Origin of the sequence: Amycolatopsis sp. NPDC057786 (assembly GCF_042797905.1) — a bacterium.
Taxonomy (GTDB): domain Bacteria; phylum Actinomycetota; class Actinomycetes; order Mycobacteriales; family Pseudonocardiaceae; genus Amycolatopsis.
The window spans coordinates 1-18,892 of sequence record NZ_JBHVKW010000049.1; the positions used below are offsets into that span (position 1 = coordinate 1).

Consider the following 18,892-nt stretch of genomic DNA (forward strand, 5'->3'; position numbering starts at 1 on the left):
CTTGCGGTGTGGGGTGAGCGGATTTCGGTGGCGGCGGTGAATGGGCCGTCGTCGGTGGTGGTGTCGGGTGAGCCGGAGGCGTTGGATGAGTTGATTGTGTCGTGTGAAGGGGACGGGGTTCGGGTTCGGCGTATTGCGGTGGATTACGCGTCGCATTCGGCGCAGGTCGATGCTGTGCAGGAAGAACTGGTGGAGTTGCTGGCTCCGATCGTGCCGCGGTCGTCGTCGGTTCCGTTGTTCTCGACTGTCACTGGTGACTGGTTGGACACCGCGGAGATGGATGCGGCGTATTGGCACCGCAACCTCCGTCAGACCGTCCAGTTCGAGAAGGCCACCACGGCGCTGGCCGCCCAGGGATTCGGGCTCTTCGCCGAGATCAGCGCCCATCCCGTACTGACGACGAGCATGCAGGACGCCGCCACCGTCGGCACGCTGAGGCGTGACGACGGCGGCTGGGACCGGTTCCTCGCCTCGGCCGGTGAAGCCTTCGCGCACGGTGCCACGGTCGACTGGTCCACGCTGTTCCCCGCGAAAACGTCCTTTGTGGACCTGCCGACGTACGCATTCCAGCATCGGCGTTTCTGGCTCGAATCCGCCACGCCGAAGCGAAACCCCGCCGACGCCTGGCGCTACGAGGTGGTTTGGCGTCCCTGGGACCAGCCCGACGCGGCGTTGGAGGGCAGCTGGCTGGTGGTCTCCGCGGATTCCGGAGACCCGGTCATCGCGGCACTGGGCACCGACGTGATCGTCCTCGACGGGGAGGACACCGACCGCGCCGGCTTGACCGCGAGGATTCGCGAAGCCACCGCGGCCAGGGAGATCCGGGGCGTGCTTTCCCTGCCGGGTTCCACCGGACCTGCCGGCACTCTCACGGTGGTGCAGGCACTCGGCGACGCCGGGATCGGCGCTCCACTGTGGATCGTCACGCGCAACGCGGTCCAGGTCTCGGACGTCGACACCGTCCCTTCGCTCGAACAGGCCGCGATCTGGGGCCTCGGCCGGGTCGTCGGGCTGGAGCACCCGGACCGCTGGGGCGGGATGGTGGACGTGCCGTCCGAACTCGACGATCGCGCCGCCGCCACCATGGCGGCCGTCCTCGCCGGTGCGAGCCACGAAGACCAGATCGCGATCCGTGCGACGGGTGCCTGGGTCCGGCGCCTCGTCCACGCCCGGCCGACCGGCGCGGCCCGCCGTCCGTGGACCCCGGCCGGGACGGTGCTGATCACCGGCGGGACCGGGGCACTCGGCGCGGAGGTGGCCCGTTGGCTGGCCGCGAACGGCGCCGAGCACCTCGTCCTCACCAGCCGCCGGGGCGCGGCCGCAACCGGGGCGGCCGAACTCGAGGCCGAGCTGACCGCGCTCGGCACCCGCGTGACGATCGCGGCTTGCGACGTCGCGGATCGAGACGTGCTCGCCGCGCTTCTCGCGGAGCTGCCACCGAACGCGGTGATCCACGCCGCCGGCACCGGCGAGGTCCGCGCGCTCGACGAAAGCGGGATCGCCGACCTGGTCCACGCCGCCGAAGGCAAGGTCACCGGTGCCCGGAACCTCGACGAACTGCTGGGGGACACCGAACTGGACGCGTTCGTCCTGTTCTCGTCCAACGCCGGTGTCTGGGGCGGTGGGGGTCAGGGTGCCTACGCCGCCGCCAACGCCGCGCTCGACGCGCTCGCGGTGCGGCGCCGGGCCCGCGGCCGCACCGCGACGTCGATCGCCTGGGGCCTCTGGGCCGGTGAAAGCGGACTCGCCGAAGCCGGCGGCCAGGAATACCTGCTGCGGCGCGGGATCCGGCCGATGGCGGCGACGGCGGCCATCAAGGCCATGGTGCACGCGGTGGACAACGACGACACGTTCGTCGCCGTGGCCGACGTCGACTGGGAGCGGTTCGCCCCCGCTTTCGCCGCCACGAGGCCGCGTCCGCTGATCGCCGAACTCGTCGAAAGCCGGGCGGTCGTCGCCGAAGAACCGGAGGGCGGCACCTCCGCCCTCGCCGCCCGGCTCCGGGCGGTACCCGAGGCGGAGCGGGCCGATGTCGTGCTCGACCTCGTCCGCGGGCACGCCGCCGCCGTACTCGGGCACGCCGACGGCACGGCCATCGAACCGCACCGCGCGTTCCGTGACCTCGGCTTCGATTCGCTCACCGCGGTCGAGGTGCGTAACCGGCTCGGTACGGCCACCGGTCTGCGGCTGCCCGCGACCCTCGTCTTCGACTATCCGACCGCCACCGAGATCGCGGACTTCCTGGTCGCCGAGGTCTACGGCGGTACCGAAGCGGCGACGGCCACCACGATCGCCGCGACCGGCGAACCGATCGCGATCGTGGCGATGGCGTGCCGCTTCCCTGGTGGTGTCACGAACCCGGAACAGCTGTGGGACCTTGTGCACTCCGGCACCGACGCGGTCGGTGACTTCCCGGTGGATCGCGGCTGGGACCTCGACGGGATCTACCACCCGGATCCTGATCACCCCGGTACGACGTACGCCCGCGAGGGCGCGTTCGTCCACGACGCGGGGGCCTTCGATCCGACGTTCTTCGGCATCTCGCCGCGTGAGGCGCTGGCGATGGATCCCCAGCAGCGGCTCCTGCTGGAAACGGCCTGGGAGACCCTCGAACGGGCCGGAATCGACCCGGCCACCCTGCGCGGCAGCCGGACCGGTGTGTTCGTCGGGGCGAGCGCACAGGGTTACGGCGCCGAGGGCTACGAGATTCCCGAAGGCGGGGAAGGATATTTCATCACCGGCGGACAGACTTCGGTGGCGTCCGGGCGGATTTCCTACACCTTCGGCCTGGAGGGGCCCGCCCTCACCGTCGACACCGCGTGCTCGTCTTCCCTGGTGGCACTGCATCTCGCCGCGCAATCGCTGCGGCAGGGCGAATGCACCGCCGCGCTCGCGGGCGGGGTGGCCGTGATGGCTAGCCCCGGTGCCTTCGTCGAGTTCTCGCGCCAGCGCGGGATGGCGCCGGACGGCCGTTGCAAGCCGTTCGCCGCGGCGGCGGACGGGACCGGCTGGGGCGAGGGCGTCGGCCTGGTCCTGCTCGAACGGCTCAGCGACGCCCGCCGCGCCGGCCACCGGGTGCTGGCACTGCTGAGTGGCTCGGCGATCAACTCCGACGGCGCGTCGAACGGCATCAGCGCGCCGAACGGGCCGTCGCAGCAGCGGGTCATCCGTGACGCGCTCGCGTCCGCGCGGCTCACCCCGGCGGACGTCGACATCGTCGAGGCGCACGGCACCGGTACCACACTCGGTGACCCCATCGAGGCTCAGGCGCTGCTGGCGACCTACGGCCGGGATCGGGAAGAGCCGTTGTGGCTGGGGTCGATCAAGTCGAATATCGGGCACACCCAGACCGCCGCCGGGGTGGCCGGGGTGATCAAGATGGTGGAGGCGATGCGGCACGGGGTGCTGCCGAAGACGTTGTACGTGGACGAGCCGACCCCGCACGTGGACTGGTCGGCGGGCGCGGTCGAACTCCTCACCGAGAACCGGCCGTGGCCGGAGCTGGACCGCCCCCGCCGGGCCGGGGTGTCCTCGTTCGGGGTCAGTGGCACGAACGCCCACCTGATCCTCGAACAGGGCGACGAGCCGGCAGAACTGTCTCTTGTGGACGATGTGGTGCGGCCGGTTCCGGTGCTGCTGACCGCCGCTTCGGAACCCGCGCTGCGCGGGCAGGCGGGCCGTCTCGCCGCTTGGCTGGCGGAGCGGCCGGAGTTCGGGCCCGCCGTCGTCGCCAGGTCGCTGGCGGCCACCCGTGCCCTGTTCGATCGCCGCGCCGCCGTCGTCGCGGCCGATCGTGACGAACTACTCGCCGGGCTGGCCGCGATCGCCGACGGCACCGCGCCCTGTTTTCCCGTCAGTGCCGGGAAAACCGCCTTCCTCTTCGCGGGACAGGGTAGCCAGCGGCTCGGCATGGGCCGCGGCCTTTGCGACGCCTTCCCGGTGTTCGCCGCGGCGTTCGACGAGGCCTGCGCCGCGCTGGACGAACACACCACGACTCCCGTCAGGGACGTCGTCTTCGGTGACGAAAAGTCGCTGCTGGACCGGACCGGGAACACCCAGCCTGCCTTGTTCGCGTTCGAGGTCGCGTTGTACCGGCTGCTCGAATCCTGGGGTGTCCGCCCGGATCTGCTCGCGGGTCATTCGATCGGTGAGATCGCGGCGGCGCATGTGTCGGGTGTGTTGTCGTTGGGTGATGCGGCGGTGTTGGTGGTGGCGCGTGGTCGGTTGATGGAGGCGTTGCCTGAGGGTGGCGCGATGGTGGCGGTGGAGGCGTCGGAGGATGAGGTTCGGCCTGAGCTGACCGGTGTGGTGGGGTTGGCGGCGGTGAACGGTCCGCGTTCGGTGGTGCTTTCGGGTGCGGAAGACGCGGTGCTGGGGTTGGCGGCGGTGTGGCGTGAGCGTGGTCGCCGGGTGAAGCGGTTGTCGGTGAGTCATGCGTTTCATTCGTCGTTGATGGAGCCGATGCTGGCGGGGTTCCGTGCGGTGGTGGAGCGGCTTTCTTTTGGTGAGCAGCGGATCCCGATCGTGTCGACGGTGTCGGGTGAGCCGGTGGAGATGTCGGCGGAGTACTGGGTCGAGCATGTGCGCGCGACGGTCCGCTTCGCCGACGGCGTGAAGGGACTCGTCGATCGGGGCGCGACCACCTTCGTCGAGATCGGGCCGGACGGTGTGCTGTCCGGAATGGCTCAGTCCAGTGTGGACGGTGACTTCGTTGTCACGTCGCGGTCCGACGGTCCGGAGGCGCGCACGGTCACGACCGCGCTCGCGCGACTTCTGGCGCGAGGGGTCACGGCAGATCGGACCGCCGCGGTGCCCGCCGGTGCTTCCACCACGGACTTGCCGACCTACGCTTTCCAGCGTGAGCATTTCTGGCTGAAGCCCGCTCGGGCGGCCGGTGACGTCACGACGGCGGGCCTCGGGGACGCAGGGCATCCGCTGCTCGGTGCCGTGGTGGCTTTGCCGGACTCGGACGGTGTCGTGCTCGCCGGGCGGCTCTCGGTCCGGAACACGCCTTGGCTCGCGGATCACGTGGTATTGGGGGATATCCTGCTGCCCGGCACGGCCTTCGTCGAACTGGCGTTGCGTGCGGGTGACGAGACCGGCTGCGACCGGGTCGACGAACTGACCCTCGCCGCCCCGCTCGTCCTGCCCGCGGACGGCGGAACGGTCATCCGGGTCGTGGTCGGGGAAGCGGGTCCGGAAGGACGACGCGCGTTGTCCATCCACTCGCGACCGGAGGACGGCCTGCCAGGAGATCCCTGGACCGAACACGCCTCCGGTGTGCTCGGCACCGGCGGCCCGGACAGCGGGGCGGACCTCCCGGAATGGCCACCGCCCGGCGCCGAAGCACTGGACACTTCGGGGTTGTACGGCATGTCGGCGGACCACGGTTTCGCCTACGGGCCCGTCTTCCGCGGCCTGAAGGCGGCATGGCGGCGTGGAGACGAGGTGTTCGCCGAAGTCGAACTGCCCGAGGACGCGGACGCCGCCGCCTTCGGCCTGCACCCCGCCGCGCTGGACGCCGCGTTGCACGCCGTCGGCCTCGGCGGATTCTTCGAAGACGACACCCCGCGACTGCCGTTCTCCTGGACGGACGTCACCTTGGCCGCGGCCGGGGGATCGGCGCTGCGCGTGCGCCTCGCCCCCGCCGGCGCCGACACGATCACGGTCACCGTCGCCGACGCCGCCGGACAGCCGGTGGCCTCGGTCGGTGCCCTGCTGTTCCGCGAGGCGGGAGCGCGATCGGGCACTTCCGTGGCCGGGCTGGCGTACGGCCTGGAGCCGGCCGAGGTGCCCGTTGCCGAAGGGCACGTCACCGACGCCGTGATCCTGCCGGTGGCCGGTGGTGACGACCCGATTTCTCTTCGCGCCGCGCTCGACGACGTTCTCGAAAAGGTGCGGCGCGAGATCGCCGCGGAACACTCCGACGGTCCCCGGCTGGTCGTGCACACCCGGCCCGGCGATCTCGCGGGTGCCGCCGTGCGCGGCCTCGTGCGCTCGGCGGCACAGGAACATCCCGGCCGGTTCATGCTGCTCGAAGCGCCGGGCGAGGTCACCGCGGAGCTCGCCGCCAAGGCACTCGGCACGGGCGAGCGAGAGCTGGAGTTCCGTGACGGCGTGTTCCGCGCGCCACGGCTGGTCCGTCGCCCGATCTCCGGGCGGACGCCGTCCTTCGGCACCGGCACGGTCGTGGTGACCGGGGGGACCGGGGCGCTCGGTGCCTTGGTTGCCCGTCATCTGGTGGTGGAACACGGCGTTCGTGACCTGCTTCTGCTGAGCCGTCGCGGCGGTGGTGCCGACCTGATCGCCGAACTGGGCGGACTCGGCGCGTCGGTCACCGTCGTCGCCTGCGACGTCGCCGACCGCGCGCGGTTGGCCGAAGCCCTTGCCGGGGTCCCCGTCTCCGCCGTCGTGCACACGGCCGGAGTGGTCGACGACGGAATGGTGGACGCGCTGTCCCCGGAGCGGCTGGACACCGTGCTGCGCCCGAAGGCCGACGCCGCATGGCATCTGCACGAACTGACCGCGGACATGGATCTCGCCGCTTTCGTCCTCTTCTCCTCCGCGGCAGGCGTTTTCGGGAACCCTGGCCAGGCGGGCTACGCGGCCGCCAACTCCTTCCTGGACGCGCTCGCCGAACGGAGGCGGGCCGACGGCCTTCCCGCGACGTCGATCGCCTGGGGGAAGTGGGAAACCGCCGCCAGCGCGATGACAGGATCGCTCACCGAGGCGGACCGGGCCCGGATGGGCGCCGGACTGTCCGAAGTGGAAGGTCTGGCGCTGTTCGACGCCGCGGTCGCCGACGACGCGGCGGTGTCGGTGTCGATGCGGCTCGACGTCCGAGCGCTGCGGGACCAGCCGTTGTTGCGCACGCTGGTGCCGTCGCCGGTCCGCCGGACGGCATCGGGCGCCGGCCGGTCCGGCTCCGATTTCGCCGGACGCCTCGCGCAGCTGGATGCCGACGGTCTGCGGAACGTCGCGCTGGACCTCGTCAAGACGGAGGTCGCGGCCGTACTCGGGTTCGCGGGCGCAGGCTCGATCGAACCGGACCGCGCCTTCAGTGATCTCGGCTTCGACTCGCTCACGGCCGTCGAACTTCGCAACCGGCTCGGGGAGACCACCGGGCTGCGCCTGCCCGCGACGCTGGTCTTCGACTACCCGAATCCCGAAGCCCTGGCCGCGCATCTCCTCACGGAACTGCTCGGCGCGGAGAACCCCGTGGTGTCCTCGGTGTCCAATTCGGACACCATCGCCGTGCCGGTGGACGAGCCGATCGCGATCGTGGCGATGGGCTGCCGTTATCCCGGCGGGGTCGGCTCGCCGGAAGAGCTGTGGGAACTCGTGGCCGACGGCCGGGACGCGATCTCGCCGTTCCCCGCCGACCGCGGCTGGGATCTGGGAAGCCTCTTCCACCCGGACCCCGACCACCCCGGCACCTCGACCTCCGACGAGGGCGGTTTCCTGCACGACGCCGCCGAATTCGATCCGCAGTTCTTCGGGATCTCGCCGAGGGAAGCCATCGCGATGGACCCGCAGCAGCGGCTGCTGCTGGAAGTCTCGTGGGAAACGCTCGAGCGGGCCGGGATCGACCCGGCCACGCTGCGCGGAGAACAGGTGGGTGTCTTCGCGGGCGTGATGTATCACGACTACGCCGCGCGGCTGCGCCACGTTCCGGACGAACTCCAGGGGTTCCTCAGCACGGGCGCGTCGAGCAGTGTCGTTTCGGGCCGGGTCGCCTACACCTTCGGATTCGAGGGGCCGGCGGTCACCGTCGACACCGCGTGCTCGTCCTCGCTCGTCGCACTGCATCTGGCGGCGCAGGCCCTGCGCCGGGGCGAATGCCGCCTCGCGCTGGCGGGCGGGGTCACCGTGATGCCGACGCCGGACACGTTCATCAACTTCTCGCGGCAGCGCGGCCTCGCCGCCGACGGCCGCTGCCGGTCGTTCGCCGCGTCGGCGAGCGGCACCGGTTGGTCCGAAGGCGTCGGCGTGCTCCTCGTGGAGCGGTTGTCGGACGCGGTCGCGAACGGTCACCGGGTGCTGGCGGTGGTCCGGGGCTCGGCGGTGAACCAGGACGGCGCGTCGAACGGGCTGACCGCGCCGAACGGTCCCTCGCAGCAGCGGGTCATCCGCCGCGCGCTGGCCGACGCGGGACTCACCACGGCGGACGTCGACGCTGTCGAGGCGCACGGCACGGGTACCACGCTCGGCGACCCCATCGAGGCGCAGGCGGTGCTGGCGACCTACGGCCGCGATCGGGAAGAGCCGTTGTGGCTGGGCTCGATCAAGTCGAACCTCGGGCACACGCAGGCGGCAGCCGGGGTGGCCGGGGTGATCAAGATGGTCGAGGCGATGCGGCACGGAGTGCTGCCCAAGACCTTGCACGTCGACGAGCCTTCGCCACATGTGGACTGGGAATCCGGCGCGGTCGAGCTGCTGACCGATGCTCGCGAGTGGCCGGCGGCGGGCCGTCCGCGGCGGGCAGGGGTCTCGTCGTTCGGGGTGAGCGGGACCAACGCGCACGTCGTTCTCGAACAGGGGCCGTCGGAGGCCGTTCCGGACACCGAACCGGCCGGAAACGCCGTCGTTCCGTGGATTCTCTCGGGCCGCACCGAAGCCGCGGTGCGGGCGCAGGCCGCCCGGTTGCTCGAAAGCGCCGGTGACCTGGATCCGGCGGACGTCGCGTTGTCGCTGGCGACGACCCGTCACCGGTTCGAGTGCCGCGCCGCCGCGATCGGCGGTGACCGGGCCGAGCTGCTCGCCGGGCTCGCTCGGATCGCCGAAGGCCGCGAGCCCGTTTCCACTTCCGGTGGCGGCTTGGCCTTCCTGGTGGCCGGTCAGGGTAGCCAGCGGCTCGGCATGGGCCGCGGGCTCTACGACGCCTTCCCGGTGTTCGCCGCGGCGTTCGACGAGGCCTGCGCCGCGCTGGACGAACACACCACGGCCCCGGTCAGGGACGTCGTCTTCGGCACCGACGAACAAGCCCTGAACCGGACGGGCAACACCCAGCCTGCGTTGTTCGCCTTCGAGGTCGCGCTGCTGCGCCTGGTGGCGTCGTGGGGGGTGGAACCCGATTACCTGCTGGGCCATTCGATCGGTGAGATCGCGGCGGCGCATGTGTCGGGTGTGTTGTCGTTGGGTGATGCGGCGGTGTTGGTGGTGGCGCGTGGTCGGTTGATGGAGGCGTTGCCTGAGGGTGGCGCGATGGTGGCGGTGGAGGCGTCGGAGGATGAGGTTCGGCCTGAGCTGACCGGTGTGGTGGGGTTGGCGGCGGTGAACGGTCCGCGTTCGGTGGTGCTTTCGGGTGCGGAAGACGCGGTGCTGGGGTTGGCGGCGGTGTGGCGTGAGCGTGGTCGCCGGGTGAAGCGGTTGTCGGTGAGTCATGCGTTTCATTCGTCGTTGATGGAGCCGATGCTGGCGGGGTTCCGTGCGGTGGTGGAGCGGCTTTCTTTTGGTGAGCAGCGGATCCCGATCGTGTCGACGGTGTCGGGTGAGCCGGTGGAGATGTCGGCGGAGTACTGGGTCGAGCATGTGCGCGCGACGGTCCGCTTCGCCGACGGCATGACCTACCTGGCCAAACAGGACGTGTCCAGCTACCTCGAGATCGGGCCGGACGGCGTGCTCTCCGGAATGGGACAGGCCTGTGTCGACGGCGGCTTCCTGCCTTCCGTCCGAGCCGAGGGCGACGAGGTGCGCGCCTTCACCGCGGCGCTCGCCGGCGCGCATGTCCGTGGTGCCCGGCTCGACTGGGCCGCGGTACTCCCGCCCGGTGCGTCCACTGTGGACCTGCCGACCTACGCCTTCCAGCATCGGCACTTCTGGCTCAAGGACGCTCCCGGTGGCGACGTCACCGCGGCGGGACAGACCGCGGCGGGGCATCCGTTCGCGCGGGCCGTCGTCGCCCTTCCCGATTCGCCGGAGTCCGGCGCCCGCGGTGTCGTGCTGACCGGGCGGCTTTCGCTCGCCGACCACCCTTGGCTGACCGAACACCAGGTGGCGGGCGACGTCCTCCTGCCGGGTGCGGCCTTCGTGGATCTCGCGCTGCGGGCCGGTGTCGAGGCCGGGTTCACCGGTCTGGACGAATTGACGATCGAAACGCCTCTGGTCCTGACCGAAACCGTCGAACTCCGGGTCGTGGTGTCCGGCCAGGACCAGGTCGCCATCCACTCCCGGGCGGAAGGCGAACCCTGGACCCGGCACGCCGCCGGTGTACTCGCCATGGCCGCGCCGGGCGACGCGCTCCGCGAATGGCCGCCCGCCGGTGCGGAGCCGGTCGAAACCGAAGGCCTGTATGCGGATCTGGACGATCTCGGCCTGCGGTACGGCCCGGCGTTCCAGGGGCTGCGGCGAGCTTGGCGGCGCGACGGCGAGGTCTTCGCCGAAGTCGCCTTGCCCGACGCCGGCCGTGACGACGGTACCTTCGGCCTGCACCCCGCGGTACTCGACTCGGCTCTGCACGCGGTGGGTCTCGGTGAGTTCTTCGGCCATGACCAGGCGCGGTTGCCATTCGTGTGGTCGGGCGTGAGCCTGCACTCCGGTGGGGCGACGGCGCTGCGGGTCCGGATCGCCGCGGTGGGCGGGGACGCCGTGCGCCTCGACCTCGCCGACGAGTCCGGTGCTCCGGTCGCGACGGTCGCCGGGCTGACCCTGCGGCCGGTCGTGACCGCGGGCGCCGGCTCGGACGCGTTGTTCCGCGTCGACTGGGTCCCGGCACCGGCGGGTGTTCCCGTCGATCGATGGGTCCTGCTCGAAGACACCGAAGTGACCACACTCGCCGATCTGGGCCACGACGTGCCGGAGGTGGTGTTCGTCCCGTTCGGTCCCGGCGACTCCACGAACGTGCACGCCGCGACCGGGACGGCGCTCTCCCTGGTGCAGGAATGGCTGAGAGAGGAGCGGTTCGCCGCCTCGAAGCTCGTGTTCGTCACCCGGAACGCGGTGGCGGCCGGAGCGGAGGACGGGGTTCGCGATCTGGCGAGTTCCCCGGTGTGGGGTCTCGTGCGGTCCGCGGAATCCGAGAACCCCGGCCGGTTCGGCCTGCTCGATCTGGACGGCGAGGTCCCCGCGGCGGTCTTGGCCGAAGCCGTCGGCCACGGCGAGCCGGAGGCGGCCGTTCGCGGCGGCGGCGTCCTCGTTCCGCGACTGGCCCGGCAGGACGCCGAGCCGGTCGAGGCGGGACTCGGCACCGGCACCGTGGTGATCACCGGTGGCACCGGCGCGCTCGGCGCCTTGGTCGCGGCACACGCGGTGACCGCGCACGGAGCCCGTGACCTGCTGCTGCTGAGCCGTCGCGGTCCCGCGGCCGAGGGAGCCGGGGAACTGGTGACCCGTTTGGAGGCCTTGGGCGCCAAGGTGTCCGTGGTGGCCTGCGACGTGACCGACCTGGACGCGCTGGCCGCCGCTCTGTCCGATGTGGACATTTCGGCGGTCGTGCATACGGCGGGCGTGCTCGACGACGGCGTGGTCGGCTCGCTGACCACGGACCGGGTCGGCGCCGTGCTGCGCCCCAAGGCGGACGCGGCGTGGAACCTCCATGAGCTGACCCGTGACCGGAAGCTGACCGCGTTCGTGCTCTTTTCTTCCGCCGCCGGGGTTTTCGGCAACGCGGGACAGGCGGCCTACGCGGCGGCGAACACGTACCTGGACGCGCTCGCGGCCCATCGCCGCGCGGCGGGTCTCCCGGCGACGTCCATCGCCTGGGGGATGTGGGCCCCGTCCGGTGGCATGGCCGCCACCCTCGGCGAAGACGAGGCGCGCCGGATCGCCCGCTCCGGCGTCGGCTCACTGTCCGAAGAGGAGGGTCTCGCCCTGTTCGACGCCGCGCTCGGTACCGGCCGTGCCCTGGTGGTCGGCATCCGGCTGCGGACGGCCGCGCTGCGCCGGGCGGGAGCCGGGCCGCTGCTGGCCGGGCTCCTCCCGGCAAGGACGCTGAGTGCCGCCGGGCCGGACACCTCGGCCGCGTTGCGGGACCGGTTGCGCGGTTCGGACCGGGAGCGGCGCCAGGAGACGCTGCTCGACGTCGTCCGCGCGGAGATCGCCGCCGTGCTCGGTTTCGAGGGCACCGATGAGATCGACGTCACCAGGGCGTTCCGCGACCTCGGCTTCGATTCGCTCACCGCGGTGGAACTGCGCAACCGGATCTCGGCGGCCACCGGGCTCCGGCTGCCCGCCACGCTGGTGTTCGACCAGCCGAGCCCCGAAGGGCTGGCCACCCATCTGGCCACCGAACTGTCCGAAGAGGACGGCCCGGTCGTACTCGCCGAACTGGACCGGCTCGCCGAGCTGATGCGTTCGGTGCCGGAGGACGGGGCAGCACAGGTGGTGGCCAGGCTCGAAGCGATGCTGGCGAGCCTGACCGGTACCCGCGAGGCGGGCGATGTCACGGATGTCCTCGCGGACGCGGACGACGAAGCGATGTTCGACCTCCTCGGCAAGGAATTCGGGATCTCGTGACATCCGACGAGCGACAGGGGTAAGACCGATGACGAACGAGGAGAAGCTGCGGCACTTCCTCAAGCAGACCACCGCCGAACTGCACCAGACGCGGCAGCGGCTGCGGCAGGAGGAGAGCCGGTCTGCCGAACCGATCGCGATCGTCGGGATGGCCTGCCGTCTTCCCGGCGGCGTGGTCACTCCCGGCCAGCTGTGGGAACTGGTCGAACAGGGCAGGGACGCCATCACCGCGTTCCCCGCCGACCGCGGCTGGGACGTCGACGGCCTGACCGGGGCGGGCGGCTTCCTCGACGACGTCGCCGGGTTCGATCCGGCGTTCTTCGGGATCGTGCCGAGTGAAGCGGTCGCGATGGACCCGCAGCACCGGCTGGCGCTGGAGGTCTCGTGGGAGGCGCTCGAACGCGCGGGGATCGACCCGCGCTCCGCGCGCTCCACCAGGACCGGGGTGTTCGTCGGCGTGATGAACGGCTCCGACTACGTCTCCGCCCAGACCGACGTGCCGGCCGGTGCCGAAACGTTCGTCGGCACCGGGAACACCGGCGCCGTGGTTTCGGGGCGGATCGCGTACGCCCTCGGTCTCGAGGGTCCGGCGCTGACCGTGGACACCGCCTGCTCGTCTTCGCTGGTGACTCTGCATCTCGCCTGCCAGTCGCTGCGCCATGGCGATTCGGCGCTCGCGCTCGCCGGTGGGGTGACCGTCGTCTGCGCCCCGGACTTCTTCGAACTGAGCGGACAGGCGCTGGCGCCCGACGGCCGTTGCAAGGCGTTCGGCGAGGGAGCCGACGGCACCGGTTTCGCCGAGGGCGCGGGAATGGTCGTCCTGGAACGGCTGTCCGACGCCCGCCGCAACGGCCGCCGGGTGCTCGCGGTCATCCGCGGCAGCGCGGTCAACTCCGACGGCGCGTCCAACGGCCTCACCGCGCCGAGCGGTCCCGCCCAGCGCAGGGTGATCGAAGCGGCGCTGGCGAACGCACGGCTCACCCCCGGCCAGATCGACGCGGTCGACGCGCACGGTACCGGCACTTCGCTCGGCGACCCCATCGAGGCACAGGCCCTACTGGCCACCTACGGCCGTGGCCGTCCACGGGAAACGCCGCTGTGGCTGGGTTCCCTGAAGTCCAACATCGGGCACACCCAGGCCGCCGCCGGGGTGGCCGGGGTGATCAAGATGGTGGAGGCGATCCGCCGCGGCGTCCTGCCCCGGACCCTGCACGTCGCCGAGCCGTCCCGCGAAGTCGACTGGGACTCCGGAGCCGTGTCTCTGCTCACGGAGAACCGCCCGTGGCCGGAGACCGGGGAACCGCGCCGCGCCGGGGTGTCCTCGTTCGGCCTCAGCGGGACGAACGGGCATCTTCTGCTGGAACAGGCGCCCGCCGAAGAGGAGTACCCCGAGTGCGCCGTCGAGGGTCCGGTTCCGCTGATCCTGTCGGCGAAATCGCCCGCGGCGCTCCGGGCTCAGGCGGCGGGCTTGAGGACGTGGCTGCGCCGTAACCCCGGGCAAGCGCCCGCCGAGGTCGCGCGCGCCCTGGTGACCACCCGGACCGCCTTCGAGTACCGCGGCGCCGTCGTCGGCACCGAACCGGCCGAACTCGTCGAGAAACTCGCGCTGCTGGAAGCCGGGGAGACCGCGGATCACGTGGTCACCGGAACCGCCCACACGGGCGCCAAGGTCGCGTTCGTCTTTCCAGGGCACGGCTCCCAGTGGGCCGGGATGGCCGCGTCGCTCCTGGAGACCTCGCCCGAATTCGCCCGGAGCGTCGCCGCCTGCGACGCGGCGTTCGCCGAGGTGCTCGACTGGTCGGTGGCCGCGGCGTTGCGCGGGGACGACGGAGCACCGGCGTGGGACCGGGTCGACGCGGTCCAGCCGATGCTGTTCACCGTGATGGTGTCCCTCGCCGCGCTGTGGCGCGCGCACGGGATCGAGCCCGACGCCGTACTGGGACACTCCCAGGGCGAGGTCGCCGCCGCCCATGTCGCGGGGGCGATCGGCCTCGCCGACGCGGCCCGGATCGTCGCCCGCCGCAACGACGCCCTCTGCACCCTGATCGGTCACGGCGCGATGGCCTCGGTGCTGGCCTCTCCGGACGACGTCCTCGCCAGGATCGCGAAGTTCGGCGACCGGCTCTCGCTCGCCGTCGTCAACGGCCCGGCCGCCTGCGTCGTTTCCGGCGAGGGGGAGGCGATCGACGAGTTCGTCGCGGACTGCGGCGCCGAGCGGATCCGCGCCCGCCGGGTGCGCGGCGCGGACGCGGCCGGGCATTCCGCCCAGGTCGAGGCCTTGCGCGAACGGATGCTCGCCGAGCTGACCGTGCGGCCCGAGTCGTCGGCCGTCCCGTTCTATTCCACAGTGGACGCCGGAGTGCTCGACACGACGGAGCTCACCGCCGGCTACTGGTACCGCAACGCCCGGCAGACCGTGCGCTTCGCCGAAACCGTCCAGCGCGTGCTGGAGGACGGCCACCTCGTCCTGATCGAGGTCAGCCCGCATCCCGTGGTCTCCGTCGGCGTGCAGGGCATCGCCGACGACCAGGGCTCGGCCGCGGTCGTGGTCCCGACCCTGCGCCGCGACCATGGCGGTCTCGCCCGGTTCCGCGCCGCCTTCGCCGAAGCCGCCGTCAACGGTGCCCCGGTCGACTGGGCGAAGGCCTTGCCCGGCAACGGTCTTCCGGTCGAACTGCCGACCTATCCCTTCCAGCGCGAGCGGTACTGGATGACCACCGGCCGCGCGGCCGGGGACGTCATGAGCACCGGTCAGCGACCGGCGGGCCATCCGCTGCTGACTTCGGAGATCTCGACGGCCACCGGCGACGAACTCCTGTTGACCGGCAGGCTTTCCCTCGGCACGCACGGCTGGCTCGCCGACCACGGCGCGCTCGGGACGGTCCTGCTGCCGGGGACGGCGTTCGTCGAACTCGCGTTGTGCGCGGGGGAGAAGCTCGGCTGCGCCGGGCTCGACGAGCTGACCCTGGCGTCGCCGCTGGTGCTCCAGGAGACCGGCGGTGTCGCGATCCAGGTGCACGTCGGGGAACCCGGCGGCGACGGCAGGCGGACGGTGGCGATCCACAGCCGGTCCGAGACCGGGGACGAGCCTTGGACGACGCATGCCGAAGGGACGCTCTCGCCAGGTTCGGCGCCGGTCGCCGAACCGGGGGCCTGGCCACCCGCGGGCGCGGAACCCGTTTCCCTGGACGGGTTCTACGAGCGGCTGAACGCGGCCGGGGTCGGCTACGGCCCGGCGTTCCAAGGGCTGCGGGCCGCCTGGCGCACGGGTGACACGATCCACGCCGAGGTCGCCCTTCCGGACGATCTCGGCCGCACGGCGGAGGACTACGGGCTGCATCCCGCCCTGCTCGACGCCGCGCTGCACGCCGGATCCGCGGGGAGCGAGCCGACCGTGGACGAACCGCTGCGCCTGCCGTTCTCCTGGACAGGGGTGCGGCGGTACACGACGGGCGCCGCACGGCTTCGGGTGCGGCTGACGAGGAAGAACGACGGGAACGAGGTCGGGCTCGACGTCTTCGACGAAGCCGGAACCCCGGTCCTGTCGGCAGACTCCCTCGTTCTCCGGGAGATTTCCGCCGAACAGCTGAGCGCGGCGGGCGGGGACCACGACACGCTGTTCGAAGTGGACTGGGTCCAGGCCCGTACCCTGGCCGCGGCGACCGCGTCCTGGGCGGTGCTCGGCGATGGCCTGCCCGGCCCGAGCCACCCCGACCTCGCCGCGGTGCGTACTGCGGCTCCGCTGCCCGAACTGGTCTTCGCCGTCCTGGACGCGCCGGACGGAGGCGTCCCCGACGCCGGAACGGTGCACGACGAAACCGCTCGTGTCCTCGACCTCGTCCAGCGCTGGACGACCGACGAAGCCTTCGATGACAGCCGGCTCGTCCTCGTCACGCGGGGTGCCGTCGCGGCACGGCAGGGGGACACGGTCCCGAACCTGACCCACGCCGCGGTCTGGGGACTCGTGCGCACGGCGCAATCGGAGAATCCCGGCCGGTTCGTCCTCGTCGACACCGACGGCGAAGAGGCCTCCCAACGGCTTCTCACCGCCGCGGCCGCGGGCGGCGAACCTCAGGTGGCGCTCCGCGAGGGCACGGCGTGGGTGCCCCGGCTGTCACGGGTCCCGCTCGACGCGACAGAACGACCGGACGGCTTCGGCGCCGCGGGCACCGTCCTGGTCACCGGCGCCTCCGGCACGCTCGGCGGGCTCGTCGCCCGTCATCTGGTGGCCGAACGCGGGGTCCGGAGCCTGGTGCTGACCAGCAGGCGCGGGGCGTCGGCGCCGGGTGCCGCGGAACTGGCGGGCGAACTCACCGAACTCGGTGCCACGGTGGACGTGGTCGCCTGTGACCTCGCCGATCGGGAGGCCGTGCGCGGCCTGCTGGCCGGGATGCCCGCGGACCGTCCGTTGAGCGGTGTCGTGCACTGCGCGGGCGTGCTCGCCGACGGGGTGCTGGGTTCCCTGACCCGTGAGCGTCTCGACCAGGTGCTCGCGCCCAAGGTCGACGCCGCGCTGAACCTGCACGAACTCACCCGCGACCTCGGCGCGTTCGTCCTGTTCTCCTCCGCCGCCGGCGTGTTCGGCAACCCCGGCCAGGCGAACTACGCGGCGGGCAACGCCTTCCTCGACGCGCTGGCCGTCCACCGCCGTGCCCGTGGCCTGCCCGCGTCGTCATTGGCCTGGGGGCTGTGGGAGGAACGCAGCGGGATGGCCGAAGGCCTCGCGGAAGAAGAGCTGGACAAGCTGCTCCGCCCCGGCTTCTCCGGGCTGAGCAGCAAAGAAGCGCTGGCGTTGTTCGACACGGCGAGCGGGCTGGACCGGGCCGCGGTCGTGCCGATGCGGCTTGACGTCGCCGCCGTTTCCGGTTTCGACGACGTGCCGCCGTTGCTGCGCAAGCTGATCCGCCCTCGGCAGGGGGCGGGCGGGAACCGTGACGCGGCGGGGGCGTTCCGCCGCCGGTTCGTGACCGCCACCGCGGCGGAACGGCCCGACGTCGTGCTGGCCTATCTCCGCTCCGAGGTCGCCGTGGTCCTCGGACTCCCGGACGCCGACGCCGTCGAGCCCGATCGCCCCTTCCTCGAACTGGGCTTCGATTCGCTCACCGGGGTCGAACTGCGCAACCGCGTCGCCGCCACGGTCGGTACCCGGTTGCCCCCGACCGTCGTGTTCGAACACCCCACCCCGGCCGCGCTCGCCGGCTACCTCGTCGAGGCCCTCGCCGAGCGGCCGGCGGGTACGGAGGCCACGCCGGCCGAGTCTCTGCTCGGGCCGCTGGTTGGCCGGGCCGCCGAACTCGGGAAAATGCCGCGATTGGTGGAATTGTTCGCTTCAGTGGCCGAGTTCCGCCCCGATTTCGACCGGCCGGGAGACGCGCCGATCACGCCGGTCCGGCTGGCGGACGGTCCGGCGGGCCCGAAACTGGTCTGCGTCCCGTCGGTACTGGCGATGTCCGGACCCCAGGAATACGCCCGGTTCGCCGGCCGGTTCCGCGGCGAACGCGACCTCGTCGTGCTACCGCTCCCCGGATACCGGCGGGCCGAACCACTGCCGGCCACCCTCGGGGTACTGGCCACCGCCCAGGCCGACCGGCTGCTGGCCGAGTACGGCGAGGAATCCTTTGTGATCGCCGCGCATTCGTCCGGCGGCGCGCTCGCCCACGAGCTCGTCCGCGAACTGGACCGGCGTGGTGCGCGGCCCGCCGGGCTCGTCCTGCTCGACCCCTACGCCCCTACCCGGCGCGCCTTCGACGGTGTCCAAGAACGATTGCTCGCCGGAATCGGTGGTACGGAGGGCTTCCTGCCGCCGGACGACTACCGGCTGACCGCCATGGGTGGCTACCTCCGGCTGCTGTCGGAGTGGACGCATACCCCCGTCGACGTGCCCACGCTGCTGGTGCGAGCCACCGATCCCTTGCCCGCCTGGCGGGACGGCGAGGGCTGGCGGTCCACCTGGGACGGTCCGCACGCCGAGATCGAGGTGCCTGGCGACCACTTCTCGATGATGGAGTCCGAGGCCGCCGGTACCGCCGCCGCTGTGCACTCTTGGCTCGTTCGCTGAGCGGGGATACGACGACGCCGATAAGGCCGGGTGGGATCGGAACACGGCTTCGCGATGGGATGACCGCCCTGGACAGCGGAGCTCCGTGTGAAGTGTCCACTAGAGACACTTCACGCCGACTGCGCGAACCGATTGATGTCCCCATGTCCGTTTCTGGCGCGGGTCGTGAGCGGTAAAGGGGTTATTGAGGGGTAAGGCGTGTTGCGAAAGCCACTTTCGCAACGCCGGCGGGGGGTGGGTAGCCGCTCAGGCGGGGTCGATCGTGGCGGGAGGTCCGGCTGTGTCGGGGAAAACCCAAAAAGGCACCCGGGGGTGCCGCAAAATGGGTTTGCGGCCAACCCCCCGGGGCCCCCCCTTCGGCGGAAACACACCCCCAAACTG

1 protein-coding gene and 1 pseudogene are annotated in these 18,892 nt (G+C 71.8%); both read left to right on the forward strand.

The genetic code is table 11. The annotated features are described in order from the left end of the window. Positions 1–6 precede the first annotated feature (6 nt). Entirely contained in the window at positions 7–12,453 is a 12,447-nt protein-coding gene (locus ACFVM3_RS23635) for an SDR family NAD(P)-dependent oxidoreductase (protein WP_378441773.1), read from the forward strand. 28 nt (positions 12,454–12,481) lie between these two features. After that, positions 12,482–18,511, forward strand: a pseudogene (locus ACFVM3_RS23640) (SDR family NAD(P)-dependent oxidoreductase); the annotation flags it as partial. Between the last annotated feature and the right edge of the window lie 381 nt (positions 18,512–18,892).